Source organism: Allohahella marinimesophila (assembly GCF_039538005.1).
GTDB classification, from domain to species: domain Bacteria; phylum Pseudomonadota; class Gammaproteobacteria; order Pseudomonadales; family Oleiphilaceae; genus Allohahella; species Allohahella marinimesophila.
The window spans coordinates 863,809-886,481 of sequence record NZ_BAABBO010000001.1 but is presented as its reverse complement, the minus strand read 5'-3'; the positions used below and the strand labels follow the sequence as shown (position 1 = coordinate 886,481).

Below are 22,673 nucleotides of genomic sequence, written 5' to 3'. Positions count from 1 at the left end.
CCCGGAGAAGGAAGCAAGATATGAAGATTGGCGACACCCTCCCCCAGATCAGTGTGGACGTAACACCGCGAACCAAGCCCGGTGCTGACCAACTGGACCTTCCATCACTCAAGGGTCATCCAGTGGTGATCTATTTCTATCCGAAGGACAATACGCCTGGCTGTACGACTGAAGCGCAGGACTTTGCGGAACATTACGAAGAATTCAAGTCAATGCAGACGAAGGTTTACGGCGTATCGCGGGACGGCCTTCGCTCACATAACAATTTCAAGACCAAGTACGATCTGCCTTTTGAACTTATCAGCGACCCTGATGAGAAACTCTGCCAGCATTTCGGCGTGATCAAGCTGAAAAAACTCTATGGCAAGGAACACATGGGCATTGAGCGGTCCACCTTTCTGTTTGACCCCTCAGGCAAACTCGTCAAGATCTGGTCTGGCGTCAAGGTGAAAGATCACGTTGCCGAGGTGCTCGAAGCCGTTAAAACCTCACGTCTCGTCGACAACGCCTAGATATCTGAAGCACCGCCGTCATAGGCCAGCGATGCCGTTGGCCAGGCGGCAATGATCGCCTTTAGCAATGTGGCCAGGGGAATGGCAAAGAACACGCCCCAGAGCCCCCACATCGCGCCGAAGAACAGTACGCTCACGATAATGACGACCGGATGCAGGTTCACGACCTCGGAAAACAGGAGCGGCACCAGCACGTTGCCATCCAGCGCCTGAATGATGCCATAAACGGTCATGACCCAGATGAACTCGCTCCCCCAGCCAAACTGGAAAATGCTGACCAGCGCCACGGGAATGGTCACCACAGCCGCGCCAACGTAGGGCACCACCACTGACAAGCCCACCAGCAGCGCCAGCAGCGCCGCGTAGTTCACGCCCATGAGCACAAACGACACGTAGGTCGCCGCGCCGACGATAACGATCTCGAGCACCTTGCCCCGAATGTAGTTCGCAAACTGCTGATTGGCTTCGGTCCAGATGGTATTCATCAACTGGCGCTTGGCGGGGAGACGTCTGGACAGCCAGCCGACCAGCAGGTCCCTGTCCTTGAGCATGAAGAACACCAGGATGGGTACGAGGACCGCGTAAATCAGGATGCCGATGAGCGCTGGAATACTCGAAGAAATTGAACTCACGAGCCACTGTCCCATAACGCTGGCTTCGGTGGCTATCTGCCCATAGAACTCGCTTATTCTTTCCTGTGACAGATATTCAGGGTAGCGAAGAGCGAACTGATCAATCTGCGCCTGGGCGCCGTTGAGCATTTTCGGCAGCTCCTTTACCAGTTCGGTAGTCTGCGAAAACAGCAGCGGCAGCAGGAGGAATATGGACGCCAGCGTCAGGCTGAAAAACACCAGGAACACCAGCACAGTCGCTGCCAGATGAGGCATTCCTAGCCGCTTGAGACGAATGACGACGCCCTGAAGCACATAGGCAATCACCAGGGAAGCCAACACAGGAGCCAGCGCAGAGCCGAAGTTGATGACCAGCGCCAGGACCAGCACCAGGAGCAACAGAAGAATGACGGCTTCTTCGTCTGAAAAATATTTATGGAACCAGGACCGGAGAACTTTAATCATTGCGCAAGGAGGGCTCGCCTGTTATCGGGGCAATCGCCCCAGTGTCATGAATAATATGATAGATGAAGCAGTCGCCTTCCACCTGTTCTGCGATCAGGTCGAAGCTACTCAGTCGCAGAAAGGCTGGGAAATCCTTGCGAGTCCCGGCATCGTCTGCAGTGACTTCAAGCATTTCATCAGCTGCCAGCGTCTTCAGGGCCAGCTTGGTTTTAAGCAGTGGCATGGGGCAGCGGAGTCCGCGCAGATCGAGTTTGCGAATCTTCTCCGGCGAAATTGCTGATGACTGCCGCACACTTTTTTGACTAGACTGATTCATAACACGGTTTTCCGGCTGAACATATCTACAGCATATTGTGTATTGATTGAAATCACACGGCTACTGCAGGGATTAATTAGTAAAAAACTGTTAAAAGAAGAGGATAGCGCCTTCAGGCTGTCCTGCATTGAGGTCTTTCCATTGCTGTCCATATCTTCCAGTGCAAGCCCCCACAATTACAGCGGCACATCCAGCACATGGTCGCTGCTGAGCTGTACGCTAGTGTTCATCTGCGGAATGTTCTTCAACAATCAGCCGCGCGCCGACGAGTTGCCCAATCTTGGCGATGGCAGTTCGGCGATCAGCCTGTCGGAAGAACGCCAACTCGGCGAAATCTGGCTGCAGAAGCTGCGCGGAGGCATGCCTCAGGTACAGGACTGGTATGTGCAGCAATACGTCAGGGACCTCGCCTTCGTTCTGCTGCCAAATTCCGGTCTGTCCTATAACTCCAATGTTGCCGGTGGCTTCACTGAGGGGCGCCTCAACGCCACGGACATCAAGGTGATCGTGGTCGATTCGGCCGCCCTCAATGCCTTTGCTGTACCCGGGGGCATCGTCGGTGTGAATGCCGGTCTCTTCCTGTATGCACAGAGTGAAGAGGAGTTCGCCAGCGTGCTGGCGCACGAGCTTTCACATCTCAGCCAGCGCCACTTTGCGCGCAGGCAGGAAAACAGCAGGGCCAACGCTGCCCTTAGCATTGCCAGCCTCGTCGCTTCGATCATCGTTGCAGCCACTGCGGGTGGTCAGGCGGGTATGGCTGCCCTGGCCGGGTCGCAGGCCTACTCCATGAATCGGGTGCTTGCCTACAGCCGTGATGCAGAGCGCGAAGCAGACCGCTTCGGCTTGCAGACCATGATCGCCAGTGGTATGGACGCCCACAGCATGGTGTACATGTTCAAGCGCATGTCTGAAGCCAGCCGCTTTTCGAACCAGGTTCCGGAATACCTGCGCACCCACCCGCTGACCGAAAACCGGCTGTCTGACATGGCAGCTTACGCGGCCAACGCTCCACGTGGCGTCTACAAGGAACAGGCAGATTATTACTTCGCCCAGGCGCGTGCACGGACTGTGCTGGCCAATGACTATCGCGCAGCTTTCAAGCTGTTCGAGCAGAACCTGAAGGGTTCAGATGGTCTTCAGGCAGAGGGCTATCGCTACGGCACTGTCTTCGCAGCCATCAAGACCTCGGACTCGGCGCTGATCAAAGCCCAGGCGCCAGCTCTGGAACAGTTGAAAAAGCGTTATGGGTTTTCAGTGGCCGTCGCGCTTCTCGAGGCCGAAATGTACGCAGCACTGGATGATAAGGACAAGGCGGTCGATATCCTCACATCGAAGATCAGCCTGGCGCCCGGCAATTACCCCTTGCTCCGCACCCTGTCTGACATCGAATATGAGCGCAGGAACTACAAGGCGGCACTTGAACCACTGGAGCAACTGTCGACACGGTATCCAGATGAGCCCTCCATCTGGTACGACCTGGCAGAACTCTACGGGCTCGTTGGTAACATCCAGTCAGTGCATATGGCCCGTGCGGAGTACTTCATGCTCAATGGTCGATTGCGGAATGCGGAGAGCCAACTGCAGCGGGCACTCGAAAAAAGCAGCGAGTATCGCGAAAAATCGGTTATTCAGAACAAGATCAATGAGGTCGAAGCCATGGCGCGGCTACACAGCAAGATTCTTGGGCGGCCAGCAGATCTCGCCGGCCGCGATGAGTCTTAAGGTCTGAAGTCCAGCATTCGTTGAAGCGGGATCATGGCCTTTCGGCCAAGCTCCGGATCAACCAGTATTTCCTGATCCTTGTTCAGAAGTACGTTCCTGAGAGACTCCAGGCCGTTCATGGCCATCCACGGACAATGCGCGCAGCTGCGGCAGGTAGCCCCTGTGCCAGCCGTCGGCGCAGCGATGAGGACCTTGTCAGGCGCCTGTTGCTGCATCTTGTAGAAGATGCCTGCATCAGTAGCTACGATGAAGGTCTGTTCAGGACGTTCGCGCACTGCCCTCAGTAACTGCGAGGTCGAGCCGACGACGTCCGCCAGCTCTGTAACGGCCAGCGGCGACTCCGGATGCACCAGCACTGCAGCATCTTCATACACACGCTTCAGGTCCTTCAACGCTTCGGCCTTGAATTCTTCGTGAACAATACACGAACCATTCCAGAGCAGCATGTCAGCCCCGGACTTCTGCTGTATGTAGCGCCCCAGATGTTGGTCTGGTGCCCAGAGAATCGATTTGCCTTCACTCTGGAGGTGAGCGCACACATCAACTGCAATGCTCGAGGTCACCACCCAGTCGGCCCTGGCCTTTACGGCGGCGGATGTATTGGCGTAGACCACGACCGTGCGCTCTGGGTGTTGGTCACAGAAGGCAGAGAACTCCTCAATCGGACAGCCGATGTCCAGAGAGCAGGTGGCTTCGAGTGTCGGCATGAGGATAGTTTTTTCAGGGCTGAGAATCTTGGCTGTTTCGCCCATGAACTTCACGCCGCAGACGACCAGGGTCTCAGCCTCATGATGAGCACCAAAACGGGCCATTTCCAGACTGTCAGAGACGCAGCCGCCGGTCTCATCTGCGAGTTCCTGCAGATCGCCATCCGTATAGTAGTGAGCCACTATGGCTGCATTCTGCGACTTGAGGAGTTCCCGGATTTCACGCTTGAGGGCAGCCTTTCTTTCAGAACTCAAATCATTGGGTTCGTGTTCACGCGCGAAATGTTCCTGAACCAGTATGCGCGCAGAGGTATCCGCACTCACTTCAGATGAGGCATGCCTGATACGTTCTGCAGAGTCTTGATTCATGATGTGGTAGCTTCCAGCGCTGCGGTCATTCGAGGTTCTGACCAGATTGGCCCGAACACCCTGGTTCAGATGTGCAACTATACCAAGAGGGGAAAAGGCTGAACAGGTGGATGCGATGGCTTTGGGGTAGCGCCGCCACTGGTCGCAGCCTACTGTCGAGCAGACAAAAAAAAGCCCCTCGTAAAAGGGGCTGATTCGTCTGAATATGATGGTGGGTCGTGATGGATTCGAACCATCGACCTACTGGTTAAAAGCCAGCTGCTCTACCAACTGAGCTAACGACCCAAACGAGGCGCTCATAATACGGATTCTGAGCCAAATGACAAGGGCAAATGTAAGAATAAAACTAAAATATTGGGCTTGAAATCAGAGCTGTTTTTTGTAGTCGCCCGCCAAACGGGCAGCTGTGGTGTCAGGATAGCGCGCTTGCACCTCATTCAGCACTTTTCTGGCAGCGTCGTTCTCCCCCAGCCTATGCGTGGTCACGCCGAGCTTGTACATGGCATCCGGGGCTTTCCTGTGCTCAGGAAATTTTCCGACTACGAGCAGAAAGGACTGCTTCGCGAGTTCAAGCCTTGGCAGGACAAGATACACCTCTCCAAGCCAATAATAGGCATTCGCCGTAAGATCGCTGTCAGGGTGATCCTTGACGAAGGCATGAAGTGCATCGACAGCGGGCTCGTACTGACGCTGCTTGATGAGCGCGTAGGCATCGTCGTAAGCCTTTCGTGCCTCAGGGCTGGCGACCTGATTGCTGTCCGCCAATACCTCGCCAGCCTCGGTCGTAGCCTGAGGATCAACGGTTTCCCGAATAGTACCGGATTCCGCTAGCGGTGGCGGCACCGCGCCGACCGATGCATCACTTGGCGTCGCATTGCCTGGGCGGGCGTCATCGCTTCTTTTACTGTCAGATGTACCGTCACTACCCCCACCAGACAGCTTCTGCAAGCGCGAGTCCAGATCGATGTAGCGTGTTTTCTGCTGGTCTTCAGCTTGCTTGAGTCGATAAGTAAGCTCATCCACCTGTCCGCGAAGGTCGCGCAGCTCTTCTTTCATCTGGTCGACGGAATACAGCAACTGCGCGTTGATGGCGGCCGAATTGTCAGCCGCCTCCACTTTCAAGGCCGACAGACTGGAGAGCGCCATCAGGCCGACCAGAGCCAGCCCGAAGCTCATTCCACCAGACTCCCGGATTTTATTCACGAACATAGACAACTCCCGGGTTCATAAACTGACGACTACCGGTATTCCAGCACGACCCTACGATTCTTGCTGTAGGCATCGTCGCTGCTGCCGTAGTTGGCAGGGAACTCTTCACCAAAGCTTACGGTTTCGACCTGAGTATCAGCGGCGCCATTGACCAGCAGGAAACGCTCGATAGCCTTTGCACGTCGCTCTCCAAGGGCGAGATTATACTCCTTGGTGCCACGCTCATCGGTGTATCCGTTCAGAACGACACTAGTATTCGGATTGTTGCTCAGGTAGGTCGCATGAGCACGCAACGGCACCTGGGCAGCAGGCTCCACGAGCGCCTTGTCGAACTCGAAATAGAACACCCTCACATCGCGGAGCGCATCCTGCTCAGCCGTGAGCGCATCCTGCTCCTGTTGCCTGGCCTGCTCTTCGAGTTGCTGTTCGCTCAGGCCGCCGCTGCTGCCGAAACCGGTAGACTCACTGCCATTGGTATCGTCCTCAAGGCCTACAGTATCGGAGTCGAGATCCGGCCGCTGGTCCTGCCCGGCGCAAGCTGACAGAAAAACGCCGGCAACACTGGCCAGCAGGATAGAACGCAGACCGATCATATTCATATTAGATTTCCCTTGATGTGGCGGTAAATTATCATTTATTCGTGTGTACGGAGAGTTTAGAGAAACGGTGACCATGCAGGTTCCCGAACATCACCCTCTCTCGACGGTAAAACATATCTGGCGCCAGTCGTGACGCCGACTACAGCCAGCATACCCCGTCCGTTATCCTTTGTGGCGTAGATTACCATATTTCCATTTGGTGCCACGCTGGGTGACTCATCCATCCTGGTACCACTGAGGACATCCAGTTCCCGTGTTTCGAGATCCATTCTCGCGACATTAAACACGCCTTCCCGCTGGTGCACGAAGAACAGGCTCTCGCCATCCATACTGTAGCGGGGTCGAGCGTTATAGCGTCCGTCAAAGGTTAGACGTGTTTCGCCGCCGCCGCTAATGTCAGTTTTGTAGATCTGCGGGCTGCCGCCGCGGTCGGAGGTAAAGACCAGTGACTTGCCATCTGGAGACCAGTTCGCCTCAGTGTCTATGCCCCAATTATTGGTAATGCGCTTGAGGTCTCCACTGCCGAGATCCAGTGTGTAAATTTCCGGATTACCGTCTTTTGACAGCGTCATGGCCAATTTACGGCCATCTGGCGACCAGGCTGGCGCACTGTTGATGCCCTTGTAGGATGCGGTCTTGGTCCTGACACCTGAATTGATATCCTGAATGAATATCGCAGGACGACCGGTTTCATAGGACACGTAGGCCAGTTTCTTGCCGTCTGGCGACCAGGCAGGAGACAGAACAGGGCTAGGCGACTTGTAGATGACCTTCGAGCGCTGACCGTCGGCGTCGGCTATTTCAAGCGAGTACACCGGCTTCTTGTTGGTGCCTTCGAGCACGACATAGGCAATTTTGGTCGAAAATACGCCTTTGGTGCCTGTCAGCGCTTCATAAATGGCATCCGCCGCAGAATGCGCCATGTCTCTGAGCGCGCCTTCCTTGCCCGTGACTACACGGCCCAGGATGCGCTTGCGCGAGGTGACGTCATGCAGCTCATAACGAAGCTTCAGCATGTCCGGCCCGTCGCCCTTGCTGATCGCACCAACTACCAGGTAACGCTGCCCCAGCAGAGACCAGTCACGAAAGAAGATATCCTCGCCCTTGCTGGGGAGACTGAGAAAGTTCTGCTTGCCAAGAGGCTCGAAATCGCCACTTCTTCGCAGATCTTCCGTGATGATCTCGGAAGGATCCTGGGGCAGACTCCCTGCCGTCTCATTCGCGAATGGCACGATGGCAATTGGCACGGCACCCTTCACGCCCTGCGTGATCTCGATGACGAGATCGGCACGCGCTGCAGCCGACAGCAGCAGCGAGAGCAGTAGTGTGGCCACTACAGTAAACCTGGCAGCGGCGATTGGCATGGTCTTGTTCAGCAAACTGTCTGCACTCCTTGATTCAAGATGGTCGAAGCCTTACTTCGGCCGGAATTTGATGGTGATATTTCGAAAGTCAGCATTGAACAGCGCTGTATCTCGAGGCACCGGATACCGGGACACTGAATAGGCAGCATTGAGCGCAGACTGGTCGAAACCATTATTTCCGCTGCTCGATGCAATTCTGGCTGTCTTCAACTCACCCGTTGGCAGGAGCTCGAGTCGAATATCGACTTCCAGCCCCCGGTTCTGTCCAGGTGGCTCGATCCAGCTACGCTCTATCTTTTCAGTAATCTGTTGTATCAGTCTTTCTCGCTCACCCGCCATGGCTTGCAGCTGTGAGTTATTGGTCTGTTGAGCCGGCTGTCGGCTCGCCTGCTGGTCAAACATTTTTTCGAACTGGGCAGCTTCGTCGGCGAGCAACTGCTCTTCAGCGCTCTTGCGGTTCTGCTCTGCCTTGGCCAGCTCCGCCTGACGCGCAGCTTCGCGCTCCTTCTCTCGCGCCTGCCGATCCAGCTCACGCTGTTTCTCCTTGGCTATGCGCTGCTGCTCGAGAAAAGCCTTGTTCTTTTTTTCCTGCTCCAGCTTTGCCTGGGCCTCGCGCTTGCGCTTTTCCTTATCCTTTTTTTTCTTCAGGGCGAGTTCTGCGATCCGCGCCTGCTCCTTTTCGGCGGCTAGCCGAGCTTTTTCAGCAGCAGCCTGCTCCTTGGCCTGCTGCTCCTTCAGTCGCACGACTTCAGGATCAGGCTGCGGCGGCTCAGGCGGCTTTTCAACCGGCTTCGGTTCGGGCTTTGGCTCAGGCTTCGGTTGCGGCTTTGGCTCTGGTTGGGGCACAGGTTTTGGCGCTGGCTGAGTAGCCTGCATCATGGCCTTGAGTGTGTCGTCATCAATCATGACCGCCTGAATGTGGCGCGGCACTTCTATCATCTTGTCCGACGAATCGATGGTCACCCACATCAGCCCGATGAGCACCGCGTGCAGAACCATAGAGACGGCCACGGGCATGAGCCAGGGCACGTCCGTCGTCGCTGAGCGCGCCATGGATGGATTTGCCGACTGGCCGCCAGCAGACCGGTCGTTGGTGCTCGCTGTCAGATTTCGATCTGAATCAGAACCTTGAGTCATCGCTATTTGGGCTGCTCGGTAATGAGACCGACATCCTTCACCCCTGAGCTCCGCAGAATCGCCATCAGGTTGACTACGGTGCCGTACGAGGCATTGGTATCGCCACGCACAAGCACGAGTAGCTGGGGATCTTCGGCCTTCTGGGCTTTCACCTTATTGGCCAGCTCACCTAGCTCCAGCGGCTTGCTGCGCTCTTCGCCAAGTTCCACGTAATATGCGCCGTAGCTGTCTACGCTCACGATCAATGGTGGTTTGTCCTGGGGCAATTGCAGGGCATCGGAATCAGTCTGTGGCAGGGCGACATCCACGCCCTGCATCAGCATCGGTGCAGTGATCATGAAAATGACCAGCAGCACAAGCATGACGTCGATATAAGGCACAACGTTGATATCAGACATCGGCTTGCGCTTGATGCGAACAAAATCCATAAGCTGTCGGCTCCTTTACTGTAGGCCGTTACACTTCAAGGCAGCCCGGCTCTTCGCGAGCCTGAGGCATGCCCATGACATCAGGCAGCAGCTTTGGTGTGGGCGCGCCGGTGGAGAATACTGGAGAATTCCTCAGCAAAGGTCTGGTAGTTGTTTGCGAAAGTATCTGCTTGTGAGGAGAATCGGTTGTAGGCGATAACAGCCGGAATGGCTGCAAACAGGCCTATGGCCGTAGCGATCAGGGCTTCGGAAATACCTGGTGCAACGCTGGCGATGGTAGCCTGTTGCAACTGCGCCAGACCGCGGAAGGAGTTCATGATCCCCCAGACCGTACCAAAGAGGCCGATATAGGGACTGGTTGAACCCACCGTGGCGAGAAAGGACAGATTCGACTCAAGGCGTTCCATTTCACGGGTGAAGGACACCTTCATCGCGCGCTGGGTGCCCTCCATGACCGCATCAGGATCCACACCGGTCTGCTGACGCAGCCTGGAGAACTCCTTGAAGCCCGAGCGGAAAATCTGTTCCGAGCCAGAGTGCAGGTTTGGCGCAGCATTCACTTCCCTGAACAGCTGGTTCAGATCCATGCCTGACCAGAAGCGTTCCTCGAACTTCTGGGTCACCCGTTTGGCCTGGCGATACACCTGTGCGCGCTGAAAGATGACCACCCACGACAGTATCGATGCCAGCAGCAGTATGATCATGACTATCTGAACCAGGATGCTAGCCTCTGAAACCAGGGACCAGATCGACATTTTATCTTCCACGCAAACGAACCTCTTTCAAATGTTATTCAGGTTATGCTTCAAGCCCATAACAGGGCACTCAATCCTTTCCCAGTGCGGCCGCGAGGGCAGCAGGCATGGCAGTTGGCTTCAGTTTGTCGTGAGTGACGCAGGCGATTTTAATGCGACCACTGACGATGGGTTTGCCAAGCCCTGCCCTTGTTTCGGTGTCAGGCTGACGGAGGTAGACATGCTGACTGAACTCAATATAGCTGCGACCGAGCCTGATAACGTCTGCCGTGACCAATATTTCATCATCCAGGCGCGCGGGCTGATGATATTGCAGCTCGGCACTGTGAACAACGAATATGACCTCTGACCACAAGGTTTCCAATCGTGGAAAGCCCAGAGAACGAATCCGTTCAGTCCGCGCCCGCTCCATGAATTTGAGATAATTGGCATAGAACACGATGCCACCGACATCGGTATCCTCGACATATATTCGTATTGGCCAGGCAAAACTGCTCACGATGCGGGCCTGCCCGATTGTATCTGCTGCTCGTCGTTCTGGGCTTCGACCAGCAATGTCGCTGGCGCCGTCAGCCCGAAATGTCTATAAGCCAGCGCTGTCGCCATCCGGCCTCGCGAGGTCCGCATGAGGAAGCCCTGCTGGATCAGATAGGGCTCGATGACATCTTCCAGCGTGCCCTTGTCTTCGCCAAGTGCAGCCCCGAGGCTATCAAGACCCACCGGCCCGCCTTCGAACTTGTCGATGACCGCCATCACGAGACGGCGATCCATATGATCGAGCCCATGCAGGTCGACCTTGAGCATGTTCAGCGCCTGATCAGCGACCTCGCGGTTGATGCGTCCATCACTGCGAACTTCTGCAAAGTCTCTCACTCGCCGTAGCAGGCGATTGGCAATACGCGGCGTGCCGCGAGCTCGACGGGCAATCTCATGCGCGCCTTCTTCATCGATGCTCACCTGCATCATCTGGCCCGACCTGGATACGATATGACTGAGATCGGCAACGTTGTAGAACTCCAGACGCTGTACGATACCGAATCGATCGCGCAGGGGCGAAGTCAGCAGTCCTGCCCGTGTCGTGGCACCCACCAGAGTGAACGGTGGCAGCTCGAGCTTGATGGAACGGGCCGCAGGCCCCTCCCCGATCATGATATCGAGCTGATAATCTTCCATGGCCGGGTAGAGAATTTCCTCGACGACTGCACTCAGGCGATGAATCTCGTCGATGAAGAGCACATCATGTGGCTCGAGATTGGTCAGCAGCGCAGCCAGATCGCCCGCCTTTTCAAGCACTGGCCCGGAAGTCGTGCGTATGGCGGTGCCCATTTCATTGGCAATGATGTTGGCCAATGTAGTCTTGCCCAGACCCGGCGGACCGAAAATCAGGGTGTGATCGAGCGCCTCGCCACGCTTGCGGGCCGCTTCTATAAAAATTTCGAGCTGCTGCGACACCTGCGGCTGACCGACATAATCGTTCAGCAACTTTGGTCTTATCGCCCTGTCCTGGATCTCTTCCCGTGGCAGTGGCTGTGGCGCAATGAGGCGGTCAGCTTCTATCATATGTCGTCATATTGCTATTTACCTTTCACCATCGAACGCAAGGCCTGTCTGATCAATTCATCTCGCGTCAGCGCATCAGTATAGACTGCGGCAATCATACGGGTGGCTTCTGGCGGCTTGTAACCCAATGCAATCAAAGCCGTTTCGGCTTCGAAGCGAATCTTTGCCGGCGATGACGACTGGGCATCCAGAACATCATCCGCGCCGACCTCTACCAGCGCCCCAATACCCATGCCGCCTGATTCTGACGTGTCAGCATCACCTGTCAACCGTTGACTCGCCTGATCGGGCTTTTGCTGAAAGCTCCAATTGGCCAGCCGGTCGCGCAATTCGATCAACAGACGCTCCGCCGTCTTCTTGCCTATCCCCGGCAAACGGGTAAATGTAGCCAGATCTTCAGCACGCACCAGCGCCACCAGATCCCTTGCCGTCAGGTGCGACAGAATATTCACCGCAAGCTTCGGTCCGATGCCACTGACCTTGAGCAGCACCCGGAACAGATCACGATCCTGCCTGGTGAGAAAACCATACAGCAACTGGGCATCCTCTCGCACCACCAGATGTGTGTACAGGGCGTATTCGACATTGATCGTGGTGAGCTCGAGCGCAGCGGTGAGAGGCACTTCTATTTCATAGCCTACCCCACCAGCATTGAGCAATACATGCGGAGAATCAATTGAGAGCAAGCGACCCTGAATATACCCAATCACACTTTTTCCTCTTTATTCATGGGGTTAGCGATTCATATTAATTATTAATTTAACTTAAGCCCTCTTCAGACTGATCTTTCTGAGCTTTTCAAAACAGCTTTCGGATGCGGCCTGATAGTGATTGCGTGGCACCACATCGCTTCCTATACTGTATAAACAAACAGTAGTTCTGTACAACGGAGATGCACATGTCACTTGAACAGCTCATTGATAGCGGACGGGTCTGGCGCTATGAATCCCGCACATCCGGGCAGAGCTCGTTCCAGACTTCTGAGCCGGCACTGGCATTCTATGACAGTGAGGTTCGCCAGGATGTGACCCATTCGGACAGGCCATTTCAATCAGCCTCCCAACCAGCCCCACAACCAGTTCAGCTTGCTACGGGGTATTCGGTGCTGGACAGGGTGCTCACAGACAAGGGCTGGCCATGCAATGGCGTGACTGAACTCATCTATGCCAACGATGGTATTGGCGAACTTTCGCTGCTGTTGCCGGCGCTGCGTACACTCAGCCGCGGCCAGCGCTGGATCATCTGGATTGCCCCGCCCTTCCAGCTCAACTCTATCGCATTGGCTGCGGAGGATATAGATGTGCACAATCATATCGTGCTCAGCCCCGGCTCCGACCGTGATGTCTGGTGGGCTTGCGAAGAAGCCATCAAGAGTGGGGCCTGCAGTGCCGTACTGGCCTGGCCGGGTCTGTCCGGGGAAAACAGGCGGAGTCAGCAGTCCTCTCAGAAAGCCTATGCCTGTCTGCGCAGGCTGCAGATTGCAGCGGCTCAGCACAAGGTGGCCTGCTTTCTTTACCGGCAGAGCGCACAACCGGCCATGGATCAGGCTGGCAGCCCCAGTTCGCTGCGCCTTCAGCTCAGGCCCGATACAACATCAGGTGCGTTGATGGTTGAAGTGCTCAAACAGCGTGGGCCCCGGCCTCACGAGCAGATGAGTGTAAAGATTCCGAGGCCACAACCTTTCCACTACAGCCGACTGAGCGACCTGAAGCATCTGCTGCAGACCGCCGCCATCTGACTCCCATGCATTGGTTATACCTTCATCTGCCGCATTTATTTGCAGAGCACAGTCTGCCCGAGTTTCGTTCGGAACAGCCGGTTATCGTGGTGACCCAGGATGGTCGCCAGGTCATCGACATCAATCTGGCCGCGCAGCAGGCTGGGCTCGAAGTCGCCATGACCAGCGAAACGGCCTGCTGTCTGTGTCCAGCGGTGCGTGTGGTGAAATACAGTGCAGCCACTGCCTTTCAGGCCCTGCGCCATGTAGCAGTGGCCGCACTGGCAGAGTCGGCCTGGGTGAGCCCGGATGCGCCCGACGGGCTGTATATGGAAGTCGGTTCCATGCGGCGCCTGAAAGGCGACTATGCCGCACAGATCGCCTTTCTCCATGAGTTCTATGCCCAGCTCGGCTATACCGTGCACATCGCCCAGCACAGTCGCGCCAGAGCCGCGCGCATTCTCGCCAGGCAGATTGGGCCTGCCGCGGCTGATCAACCTGATGCCATCATCGAGCTGAGAAACTTGCCGGTGACCGTGCTGTCCCTGTCGGCACCCATGGTGAAACGGCTACACAAGCTGGGTCTCAGGACGCTTGGTGATCTGAAGGCGCTCGATACCGGTGAGCTGAATTATCGCCTTGGGACGAGCCTGGATGAGGTCGACTTCATTTTCGGTCGCCGACAATGGCTACCGGAGCCCTACTATGCGCCGGAAAGCTTCGACTGGTCGCAGTCTTTTGAACATGATATCGAGCAGCAGCAGGCGCTCTTCTTCCCCATCAGTCAGGGCATACGCACCTTCTGCCAGTTTCTGCGACTTCGCTGTCTGAGCGCGCAGCGTCTCATACTGGTGCTGCGCTTCCGTGAGAGCGAGCGCCACCCTGCCCGCAATCTGCAGATCAATCTGGCTGAGGCAGAGAACAGTACTGAAAGCTGGTTATACATGCTGAAGATGACGCTCGAACGCTGTGAGCTGCCCGCGCCTGTCATAGCAGCCTCGTTGCATGCAGGCGGGAGTCATGAGGCTGAACTGATACCGGTCGAACAGAAAGCGGCAGCATTGTGGGAAGCGCCAGCGGACCAGATCCGCGCCCGCCAGACCCGCCTGCTGAATCGTCTGGCCGCCAGACTTGGGGAGCACCGCTTACTGTTTCCGCGCTGCGTGCATGACCCCCGCCCTGAGCGACAGAGTATCTATGCCGGCTCGATTATCCAGGCCACTGAAGCAGCCGCCATTACACAGCTATCCGGCAGGACCAGACCGCTCTGGCTCACACCGGTCACGCCTCTCGCCTTCAGCTCCAAAGCCATGGTGAGCGAATTCCAGATCATTCACGGGCCGGTGCAGATCCACACCGGGTGGTGGGATGACGAAGCTTGCTATCGGAACTACTACATCAGCCGCCTGCCGGGCGGCAGCCTGTGCTGGATTTTCTTCGACAAGCATCAGCAGTGTTTTTCTCAGGGTCTGTTCGCGTGATCGATTTTGCCGAACTGCATTGCCTGAGTAACTACAGCTTTCTTCAGGGCGCATCGCATCCTGAGGAGCTGGTGCTGCAGGCTTTTGAACTTGGCTATCTCGGGCTGGCCATCACTGATGAATGCTCTGTCGCTGGTTCGGTAAAGGCCTGGAAACAGCTGGACCAGCTGAAAGAACAGGCGGCCAGTGAGAACCCGGAAGAGAACCACGCCAAGCGTAAGCTGCAGGCCAGGCTGGATCGTTTTCGTCTTGTTACCGGCAGTGAGTTCCGTCATGGCGGACATCACTTCGTGGTACTGGCGACCACTAAAACTGCTTACGCGGAACTCTGCCGCCTGATTACCCGCTGCCGACGCGAAGCAGAAAAAGGCAGTTATCACTTTCATCCGGAGTGGCTACGTGAAGAAATTCAGACGGGGCTCCTGCTCTGGCTGCCGGGCAATTCATCAGAGCAGACCATCAGTGCGGAACTCATCGCCATCATCAAGTCCTTTGGCGATCGTTGCTGGCTGCTGCTACAGCTACTACTCACGGATCATGATGCGGCGCATAGTGAGCATGTAGCTCAACTCAGCGAACGTTGGCAATTGCCGATCGTCGCCAGCAGCTATCCGCAGATGCATAGTTCCAGGCGAAAGATGCTGCACGATTGCCTGCGGGCCATTGACCTGAACATGTCGGTCAAGGCTGCTCGAGCGACGCTAATGCCTAATGCCCAGAATCATCTGCGGCCACTCAGCCGGTTGGCGGCGATCTATCCGGCGCCAGTGCTACAAGCCAGCATGGACATACTGGCGCGCTGCACCTTCCAGCTCGATGAGATCACCTACCAGTATCCACGGGAAGCTGTGCCCGAAGGGCTCGATCCCAGTACCTATCTTCGCAAACTCACCTTCGAAGGCGCCCAGGAACGCTACCCTGCAGGCATACCAGACAATGTGCTGGCCCTGATCGAGAAAGAGCTGCGCATCATCGCGGAGCTGCGTTACGAATATTACTTCCTCACGATTCACGACATCGTCCGCTATGCCAAAGCGCAGGACATTCTCTGCCAGGGACGTGGCTCTGCAGCGAACTCCGCCGTGTGTTACTGCCTTGGCATTACGGAAGTCGACCCATCCAGAAGCAGCATGCTGTTCGAGCGCTTCATTTCCAAGCGCCGCAACGAGCCACCTGATATCGATGTGGACTTCGATAATTCCCGGCGTGAAGAAGTCATTCAGTATATCTACCGGCGTTACGGCCGGGAACGCTGCGCCATCGCAGCCACAGTGATCAGTTATCGGCCCAAGAGTGCGATTCGTGATCTGGGCAAGGCGCTGGGACTCGAGATGCACCGGCTCGAAAAGGCCATTGCCAACTTTGGCTGGGGCTATCGCAGCAAGGCCAACTGGATCGATGAGGTCTTCAGTAGCGAACTGAGTGATGACAGCAAGACGCTGCGTCTGTTCAAGCGCCTGCTCGATGAATTGCTTGGCTTTCCAAGACATCTATCGCAGCACGTAGGCGGCTTTGTCATCACCGAAGGTCATCTCACAGACCTGGTGCCAATCGAGAACGCCGCCATGGTCGACAGAACGGTCATCCAGTGGGACAAGAATGATCTCGAAGCCCTCCACCTGATGAAAGTCGATGTGCTGGCGCTCGGCATGATGAGCGCGCTGCACAAGTCTTTCGCCATGATCAGCGGACTGACCGGTCGCACCTTCAGAATGAGCGATATTCCACCTGAGGCGGATCCCCGTGTTTTCGACATGCTGTGCCGTGCCGATTCCATAGGCCTGTTCCAGGTGGAGTCGCGTGCGCAGATGAACATGCTGCCCCGCCTGCGCCCGGCCACCTTTTACGATCTGGTGGTGCAGATCGCCCTGGTCAGGCCTGGCCCCATCCATGGCGACATGGTGCACCCCTATCTGCGACGGCGGGCAGGACTGGAAACGGTGGAGATTCCGCTGGAGGAGCTCAAGCCCATACTGGCCCGCACCTATGGCGTGCCGATCTTCCAGGAGCAGGTCATTGCCATGGCCATGATCGGTGCTGGCTTTACCGCAGATGAGGCCGAAGCGCTACGGCGTGCCATGGCGAGCTGGAAGAAGACCGGACACATGAGCGGACTGCGGGAAAAGCTCAAGGAGAATCTGGCCAAACGCGGTGTTCCGGACAGCTTCATCGATCGCATTGGGCGGCAGATCGAGGGCTTTGGCGAGTATGGTTTTCCCGAGTCACATGCCGCGAGTTTTGCACTGCTCGTCTATGCCTCAGCCTGGTTGAAGTGCTACTACCCGCTTGTGTTCTGCTGTGCCCTGCTCAACAGTCATCCCATGGGCTTCTATCAGCCGTGGCAGTTGATTCAGGATGCGAAACGTCATGATGTGCTGGTGTTACCCGTGGATATCAATCGCAGCCAGTGGGATCACACACTCGAGCCAATTTCGGAGCCCTCTGGGAAGGGCGCCAGCCCGGAACAGGATCTGCGACGGGATGCGCGACATGCGCTTCGGTTGGGCTTCAGGCTAGTCAAAGGTATACGGGAAGACAGCGGCCGCGCCATTGTGAGCAACCGCCCCGCGGGCGGTTTCCAGAGCTATGCGGCCGTGGTCAATATCGCCGAAATTCGTCGGGATGAACTCGAGGCGCTGGCCTCGGCCGATGCCTTCAGCTGCTTCGGCGAACATCGCTATCAGCAGCGTTGGCAGGCCGCAGGCCGTGGCCTGTACAAAGACCTGTTTTCAGAGTCGGAGCAGCAACGCAGTCCGGTGATGCCACCGGATCGCCTGCAAAACCTGCTGGAAGATTACGACAGTACATCGGTGCTGCTGAAAGACCACCCGATGGCCTATCTGCGAGACAACAAACAGTTGCACAGGCAGCACACCGCAGAAAGTCTGGCACGGCTGCCGAACAAGAGTCTGGTGATCGTGTCGGGCGTAGTCATCAATCGTCAGCGCCCCAAGACGGCAGCTGGCGTGACTTTTCTAACACTGGAGGATGAAACCGGCAGCATCAACCTGGTGGTCTGGCTGGCCTTGGCGAAGAAGCAGATGAAGGTGTTGGTGCAGTCAAGAATACTGAAGGTGTATGGCAAGGTTGAGCGCGATGTCGATGGACAGGTTGTCCACGTCATCGCGCATCATCTGGAAGATATCAGTGAGCAGATTCATGAGCTGAAGTCGGCTTCCCGAGACTTCCAGTAAGGCTGAAGCGCTGGCCGATCAGGCCAGCAAGCCACCATCGATCGCCCACGCCTGCCCGGTAACGAAACTGCTTTCGTCACTGCACAGCCAGGCCAGCAGATTCGCCGCTTCGACCGGTTCGCCGAGACGGCGCATTGGGTTGGCATTGGTGACTGCTTTCACCTGACGCTCATCCATCATCGACAGCGCCCGTTCAACCATGGGCGTGCGCAGGAAGCTTGGACACACTGCATTGACGCGAATATTCGCCCTGGCATACTCCACGGCCGCCGTACGGGTCAGACCGATGACGCCGAACTTGCTGGCCGAGTAAGGACCAAGCATGGGCGCAGATTGCAGGCCAGCGACCGAAGAGATGTTGATAATATGCCCGCCAGCGGGCGACCCATCAGCACCTTTCGTCTTCAGCATGTGCCGAAGCTCGTGCTGCATGCAGAGGAAAACGCCTTTGAGATTGATATCAATGGTCTTGTCCCAGAGCTCTTCACTACACTCGTGCAGCGGCATGTTCTTGTGCTCGACACCGGCATTATTGATGGCGACGTCAAGCTTGAGGCCACGTTTCTCGATCTCGGCAAACATGCTGGTCACCTGGGCCGAGTCAGACACATCCGCCTGAATGAAGGTCACGTTACCGCCGATCTCCTTCACGAAGGCCTCACCCGCCTCCCGATTGACATCGTTCAGCACGATGGTGGCGCCAAGATCCAGCAAATGTAAGGCCGTCTCGCGGCCAATACCTGAAGCCGCGCCGGTGATCAGCACGGTCTTGCCTTTCAGAGTTGCACTCATGACAGCTTTCCTTAGTGATCGACCTTGAGAACGAGCTTGCCGAAATTCTCGCCCTTGAACAGCATCATCAGCGTTTCGGGAAAGGACTTCAGACCTTCGACGACATGCTCTTTGGCCTTGAGCTTGCCTTCGTGAATCCAGCCGGCCATTTCTTTGGCGGCTTCACCATAATGCGCAGCGTTGTCGAACACGACGATACCTTCCATACGAGCACGGTTGACCAGCAGCGACAGATAGTTCGAAGGACCTTTGACCGGAGTGGTATTGTTGTACTGAGAAATGGCACCACAGATCACGATGCGAGCATGCTTGCGGATACGCGTCAGTACATCATCAAGAATATCGCCACCAACGTTATCGAAATACACATCGACGCCTTTCGGACAAGTGCGCTTCAGGCCATCCTTCACAGATTCGTTCTTGTAATCGATAGCGTCATCGAAACCGAGCTCATTAATGAGGAAATCGCATTTCTCCTTGCCACCGGCAATACCGACCACGCGGCAACCCTTGATCTTGGCAATCTGCCCGACCACACCACCGACCGCGCCAGCAGCACCGGACACCACAACGGTTTCGCCAGCCTGCGGCTTGCCAGTGTTGAGCAGACCAAAGTAGGCGGTCATGCCTGGCATACCCAGTACGCCCAGGAAGCGCTCGAGTGGCGCAAGCGCAGGGTCAACCTTGTGCAAACCACTGCCATCGGAAACAGCATAAGCCTGAACACCCAGGTGACCATAGACGTGATCGCCTTTCTGGAACTTGGGGTGCTTTGACTCAATGACCTCACCAACGGTACCAGCGCGCATGACTTCGCCGATCTGAACCGGCTCGATGTAGGACTTGGCGTCATTCATCCAACCCCGCATGGCAGGATCGAGCGAAATAAACTCGACCTTCACCAGCATCTGGCCATCCTGGATCTCGGGCGTGTCCTTCTCGACATATTCCCAGTTAGAGGCATCCGGCTCACCGGTAGGTCTGCTTGCAAGTAGAAACTGTCTGTTTTTCATGGTCATTCCTTAAGTCACTGTGACTTTCTGATTGTTCGGCTAGCAACTAGCTGAAGGGTGGCGCGTTGAATGTAATCAGCGCCCTTTGAAATTGGCGTCGCGACGCTCCATGAAGGAGGCGATGCCTTCCTGCATGTCTTCACTACGGATGATTGGCACGAGGTCGGCGTACATGTGCTCAAGCGCATCGGCTTCGAGTGTGCGGCGCATAAGTTTTGACGAACGCAGACTACCCTTAACGCCCAGAGGGGCGGCGCTCGCAATGCGCTCAGCAATTTTCAGCGCCTCGTCGAGTTGCTGACCAGGCTCAACCAGGGCCTGCACCAGTCCCCAGTCGAAGGCCTGCTGCGCAGACCACTCATCACCAGTCAGGAGATAGCGCTGCGCGTTGGCCCAGCCAATCTCCGTAGGCAGTCGAAGGGTCGCACCGCCACAGGCATGGAAGCCGCGTTTCACTTCAAGTTGTGCGAAGCGGGTGTCGGTGGCGGCGACTCGAACATCGGAGTTGAGTAGCAGCTCGACGCCAGCGGTAAAGCAAAGCCCCTGTACGGCAATGACGACAGGCTTGGTCAGCGGCTCACCGGCCAGCCCATAAGGATCGATATCCCCCTCGCGCAGATCCGGCATCTTTCCTTTGGAAAAGGTCTCTGCCCAGCCATCGAGCTCGAGGCCAGCGGTAAAGTTCTTTCCATGCGCAAAGACGACTGCGACCCGCAGGTCATCATCCCGCTGTAACCGCCCATAGGCGGCAGCGAGTTGATAATACATATCCACCGTGAGCGCATTGTACTTCTGCGGCCGATTCCAGCCGATCAGGAGCACGTGCCCCCGCTGTTCTATGGTGACATCCTGCGTTTTTGAACTTGCTGAGTCAGTCATATCAGAACCAGTTTGATTGCATATCCAGGGTGGTCGTGTCGCCAGACATCAGGAGATCAACATCGCGTTGTACCAGCGGCAGTTCATGACGATAAAAAAAGCGGCAGGCCTGTAATTTACCGCTGTAAAACGCGACAGCTTCATCATTTGAAGCGTCAGTAGCCTTGAGCAGGTGCTGCGCTTCAGCAGCCTGCATCAGCCAGAGCCACGCTACAGCCGTGTGCCCCACCAGATGTAAATACGATGCCGCGTTAGACAGCGCCACGTCCGGGCCAGACTTCTGCATGGCGGCGCCGACAGTGGCCGTCACTGCTGCCACCTGCTTGATCAAGGCATCCAGCTTCTTGACTTCCACCTCGAGCTCCGGCGGCGCCGAAGACAAGGTGTTCTGTATACGCTTGTGCAGAAGAGTCAGACCCTGTCCATTCTCCTGCCAGACCTTGCGACCAAGCAGATCGAGCGCCTGGATCCCGTTTGTACCTTCGTGAATCGGGTTGAGGCGGTTATCCCGCCAGCATTGTTCAACCGGATACTCCCGTGTATAGCCCGCGCCACCATATACCTGTATCGCCAGGTCATTAGCCTTGACGCCGTATTCGGACGGCCAGGCCTTCATGACCGGCGTCAGCAGATCCAGCAGGATCTGCGCCTCGTCGGCCTCGGCCTGCGGCGCACTACTGACGTCGTCGACCAGGCGGCCACCATAAAGCGTCAGAGCGAGTGCGCCCTCACAATAAGCTTTCTGTGCCAGCAGCATGCGGCGCACATCGGCATGCTCGATGATATTGACCGGGGGAGCGAGCGGATCGCGTGACGTTGCCGAACGACCCTGCGGGCGGCCTTTCGCATAATCGAGGCTCAACAGATAACCACGATAACCGATGGATGCGGCGCCAAGACCCACACCGAGCCGAGCTTCGTTCATCATCTGGAACATGTATTTCAGGCCCTGATGCGGTTCCCCGATCAGATAACCCACACAACTGCCCTTCTCGCCAAAGTTCAGCGCCGTGGACGTCGTGCCGCGATAACCAAGTTTGTGAAAGAGACCAGCCAGGGCGACGTCATTGCGCTCGCCGAGTGAGCCATCTTCCTTCAGGAGGAATTTCGGCACCACGAAGAGGGAGATGCCTTTCACGCCCGCGGGGGCACCTTCGATTTTGGCCAGCACCATATGGACAATGTTGTCGGTCAGCTCATGATCGCCACCACTGATGTAGATCTTGTGGCCCTTGATGCGATAGCTGCCGTCGTCTGCTGGTATGGCCTTGGTAGTGATATCGGCCAGCGAAGAGCCAGCTTGCGGTTCCGTCAGCGCCATGGTGCCGGAGAAACGGCCGCTCTGCATGTGCGGCAGGAAATGCTCCTTCAGCGAGTCACTGCCAAAATTCTTCAGCAATCGAGCCGCAGCCATGGTCAGGAAGGGATAGCCACTCGTGCTCGGGTTTGCCGCCATGAAGTAGGCCATGCAGGCCAGCATGACGGTTTCGGGCAGCGCTATACCGCCCTCCTCCTGCGATTCTCGACCAGCCAGAAAACCCGCGTCGGCTATGGCCGTCATGGCCTGCTTGACCTCCGGACGAATACTGACCGTCTTGCCGTCGAACTGCGGCTCATCCTCGTCCAGCAGTCTGTTATGGGGCAGCAGATATTCCTGGGCTATACCGGCTGCTGTTTGCAGTGCAGCCGTCAGACTCTCACGGTTATGGTCGGAGAATTCGCTGCGCTCACACAGGTCATCGGCTTTGAGCACGTCAAATAACAGGAAATCGAGGTCGCGTTCGTTCAGAAGCTGGTCGGTCATAAGGTAGCTGGCCACTCTTTAGCTGATAGACAGTTCACT

At 56.4% G+C, this 22,673-nt stretch carries 21 protein-coding genes and 1 tRNA gene; 5 read left to right on the top strand and 17 right to left on the bottom strand.

Annotated features, from left to right (window positions below; all coding sequences use genetic code 11):
* Nucleotides 1-20 precede the first annotated feature (20 nt).
* Entirely contained in the window at nt 21-512 is a 492-nt protein-coding gene (locus ABD735_RS03980; RefSeq protein WP_344803501.1) for a peroxiredoxin, read from the top strand.
* Here the strand turns inward: ABD735_RS03980 and ABD735_RS03975 are convergent.
* Together ABD735_RS03975 and ABD735_RS03970 are read right to left on the bottom strand one after the other, a co-directional pair.
* On the bottom strand, nt 509-1,588 hold the full coding sequence (locus ABD735_RS03975) for an AI-2E family transporter (RefSeq protein ID WP_344803499.1): 1,080 nt from the start codon (nt 1,586-1,588) through the stop codon (nt 509-511). The two genes, ABD735_RS03980 and ABD735_RS03975, sit on opposite strands and share 4 nt — an antisense overlap.
* Entirely contained in the window at nt 1,581-1,904 is a 324-nt protein-coding gene (locus ABD735_RS03970; RefSeq protein WP_344803497.1) for a sulfurtransferase TusA family protein, read from the bottom strand. The genes ABD735_RS03975 and ABD735_RS03970 overlap by 8 nt, the downstream gene beginning before the upstream one ends.
* A gap of 141 nt (nt 1,905-2,045) precedes the next feature.
* On the opposite strand from ABD735_RS03970, the gene ABD735_RS03965 reads away from it, so the two are divergent.
* A complete protein-coding gene (locus ABD735_RS03965; RefSeq protein ID WP_344803495.1) occupies nt 2,046-3,626 on the top strand; it encodes a M48 family metalloprotease in 1,581 nt (526 codons plus the stop codon).
* Here the strand turns inward: ABD735_RS03965 and nadA are convergent.
* From nadA to ruvA, 11 genes are all read right to left on the bottom strand, one after another.
* On the bottom strand, nt 3,623-4,702 hold the full coding sequence (gene nadA, locus ABD735_RS03960) for a quinolinate synthase NadA (RefSeq protein WP_344803493.1): 1,080 nt from the start codon (nt 4,700-4,702) through the stop codon (nt 3,623-3,625). The genes ABD735_RS03965 and nadA overlap by 4 nt on opposite strands.
* 209 nt (nt 4,703-4,911) lie before the next feature.
* Nucleotides 4,912-4,987: transfer RNA gene (locus tag ABD735_RS03955), tRNA-Lys, on the bottom strand.
* 81 nt (nt 4,988-5,068) lie between these two features.
* Entirely contained in the window at nt 5,069-5,911 is an 843-nt protein-coding gene (gene ybgF, locus ABD735_RS03950) for a tol-pal system protein YbgF (protein WP_344803491.1), read from the bottom strand.
* A gap of 29 nt (nt 5,912-5,940) precedes the next feature.
* On the bottom strand, nt 5,941-6,510 hold the full coding sequence (locus ABD735_RS03945; RefSeq protein WP_344803489.1) for an OmpA family protein: 570 nt from the start codon (nt 6,508-6,510) through the stop codon (nt 5,941-5,943).
* A 56-nt stretch (nt 6,511-6,566) separates the two neighbouring features.
* Nucleotides 6,567-7,889, bottom strand: a complete 1,323-nt coding sequence (gene tolB / locus ABD735_RS03940) for a Tol-Pal system beta propeller repeat protein TolB (protein WP_344803487.1) — start codon at nt 7,887-7,889, stop codon at nt 6,567-6,569.
* 36 nt (nt 7,890-7,925) lie between these two features.
* Nucleotides 7,926-9,011, bottom strand: a complete 1,086-nt coding sequence (gene tolA / locus ABD735_RS03935) for a cell envelope integrity protein TolA (RefSeq protein ID WP_344803485.1) — start codon at nt 9,009-9,011, stop codon at nt 7,926-7,928.
* A gap of 2 nt (nt 9,012-9,013) precedes the next feature.
* Entirely contained in the window at nt 9,014-9,439 is a 426-nt protein-coding gene (tolR, locus tag ABD735_RS03930; RefSeq protein ID WP_344803483.1) for a protein TolR, read from the bottom strand.
* 80 nt (nt 9,440-9,519) lie between these two features.
* A complete protein-coding gene (gene tolQ / locus ABD735_RS03925) occupies nt 9,520-10,194 on the bottom strand; it encodes a protein TolQ (RefSeq protein WP_344803481.1) in 675 nt (224 codons plus the stop codon).
* A gap of 70 nt (nt 10,195-10,264) precedes the next feature.
* Nucleotides 10,265-10,693 carry a YbgC/FadM family acyl-CoA thioesterase gene (locus ABD735_RS03920; RefSeq protein WP_344803479.1) on the bottom strand — a complete coding sequence of 143 codons (429 nt, stop codon included), beginning with the start codon at nt 10,691-10,693 and terminating at the stop codon, nt 10,265-10,267.
* Entirely contained in the window at nt 10,690-11,754 is a 1,065-nt protein-coding gene (gene ruvB, locus ABD735_RS03915; RefSeq protein ID WP_344803477.1) for a Holliday junction branch migration DNA helicase RuvB, read from the bottom strand. Before ruvB ends, ABD735_RS03920 begins: the two co-directional genes overlap by 4 nt.
* A 14-nt stretch (nt 11,755-11,768) precedes the next feature.
* Complete coding sequence (ruvA, locus tag ABD735_RS03910; RefSeq protein WP_344803475.1) at nt 11,769-12,464, bottom strand: Holliday junction branch migration protein RuvA; 696 nt, start codon at nt 12,462-12,464, stop codon at nt 11,769-11,771.
* A 188-nt stretch (nt 12,465-12,652) separates the two neighbouring features.
* On the opposite strand from ruvA, the gene imuA reads away from it, so the two are divergent.
* From imuA to ABD735_RS03895, 3 genes are read left to right on the top strand one after another with little or no spacing between them, the layout of a single operon-like run.
* Nucleotides 12,653-13,492, top strand: coding sequence for a translesion DNA synthesis-associated protein ImuA (gene imuA, locus ABD735_RS03905; RefSeq protein WP_344803473.1), 840 nt, complete (start codon nt 12,653-12,655; stop codon nt 13,490-13,492).
* Between the two features lie 5 nt (nt 13,493-13,497).
* The gene (locus tag ABD735_RS03900) at nt 13,498-14,952 is read left to right on the top strand and encodes a Y-family DNA polymerase (RefSeq protein WP_344803471.1); all 1,455 of its coding nucleotides are present in this window, start codon (nt 13,498-13,500) and stop codon (nt 14,950-14,952) included.
* A complete protein-coding gene (locus tag ABD735_RS03895) occupies nt 14,949-18,146 on the top strand; it encodes an error-prone DNA polymerase (RefSeq protein ID WP_344803469.1) in 3,198 nt (1,065 codons plus the stop codon). Before ABD735_RS03900 ends, ABD735_RS03895 begins: the two co-directional genes overlap by 4 nt.
* An 18-nt stretch (nt 18,147-18,164) precedes the next feature.
* Here the strand turns inward: ABD735_RS03895 and ABD735_RS03890 are convergent, their stop codons facing one another.
* From ABD735_RS03890 to ABD735_RS03875, 4 genes are all read right to left on the bottom strand, one after another.
* Nucleotides 18,165-18,938 carry an SDR family NAD(P)-dependent oxidoreductase gene (locus tag ABD735_RS03890; protein ID WP_344803467.1) on the bottom strand — a complete coding sequence of 258 codons (774 nt, stop codon included), beginning with the start codon at nt 18,936-18,938 and terminating at the stop codon, nt 18,165-18,167.
* Between the two features lie 11 nt (nt 18,939-18,949).
* Complete coding sequence (locus tag ABD735_RS03885) at nt 18,950-19,951, bottom strand: NADP-dependent oxidoreductase (RefSeq protein WP_344803465.1); 1,002 nt, start codon at nt 19,949-19,951, stop codon at nt 18,950-18,952.
* 75 nt (nt 19,952-20,026) lie between these two features.
* A complete protein-coding gene (locus ABD735_RS03880) occupies nt 20,027-20,830 on the bottom strand; it encodes a crotonase/enoyl-CoA hydratase family protein (protein WP_344803463.1) in 804 nt (267 codons plus the stop codon).
* A gap of 1 nt (nt 20,831) precedes the next feature.
* Nucleotides 20,832-22,634, bottom strand: coding sequence for an acyl-CoA dehydrogenase (locus ABD735_RS03875; protein ID WP_344803461.1), 1,803 nt, complete (start codon nt 22,632-22,634; stop codon nt 20,832-20,834).
* Between the last annotated feature and the right edge of the window lie 39 nt (nt 22,635-22,673).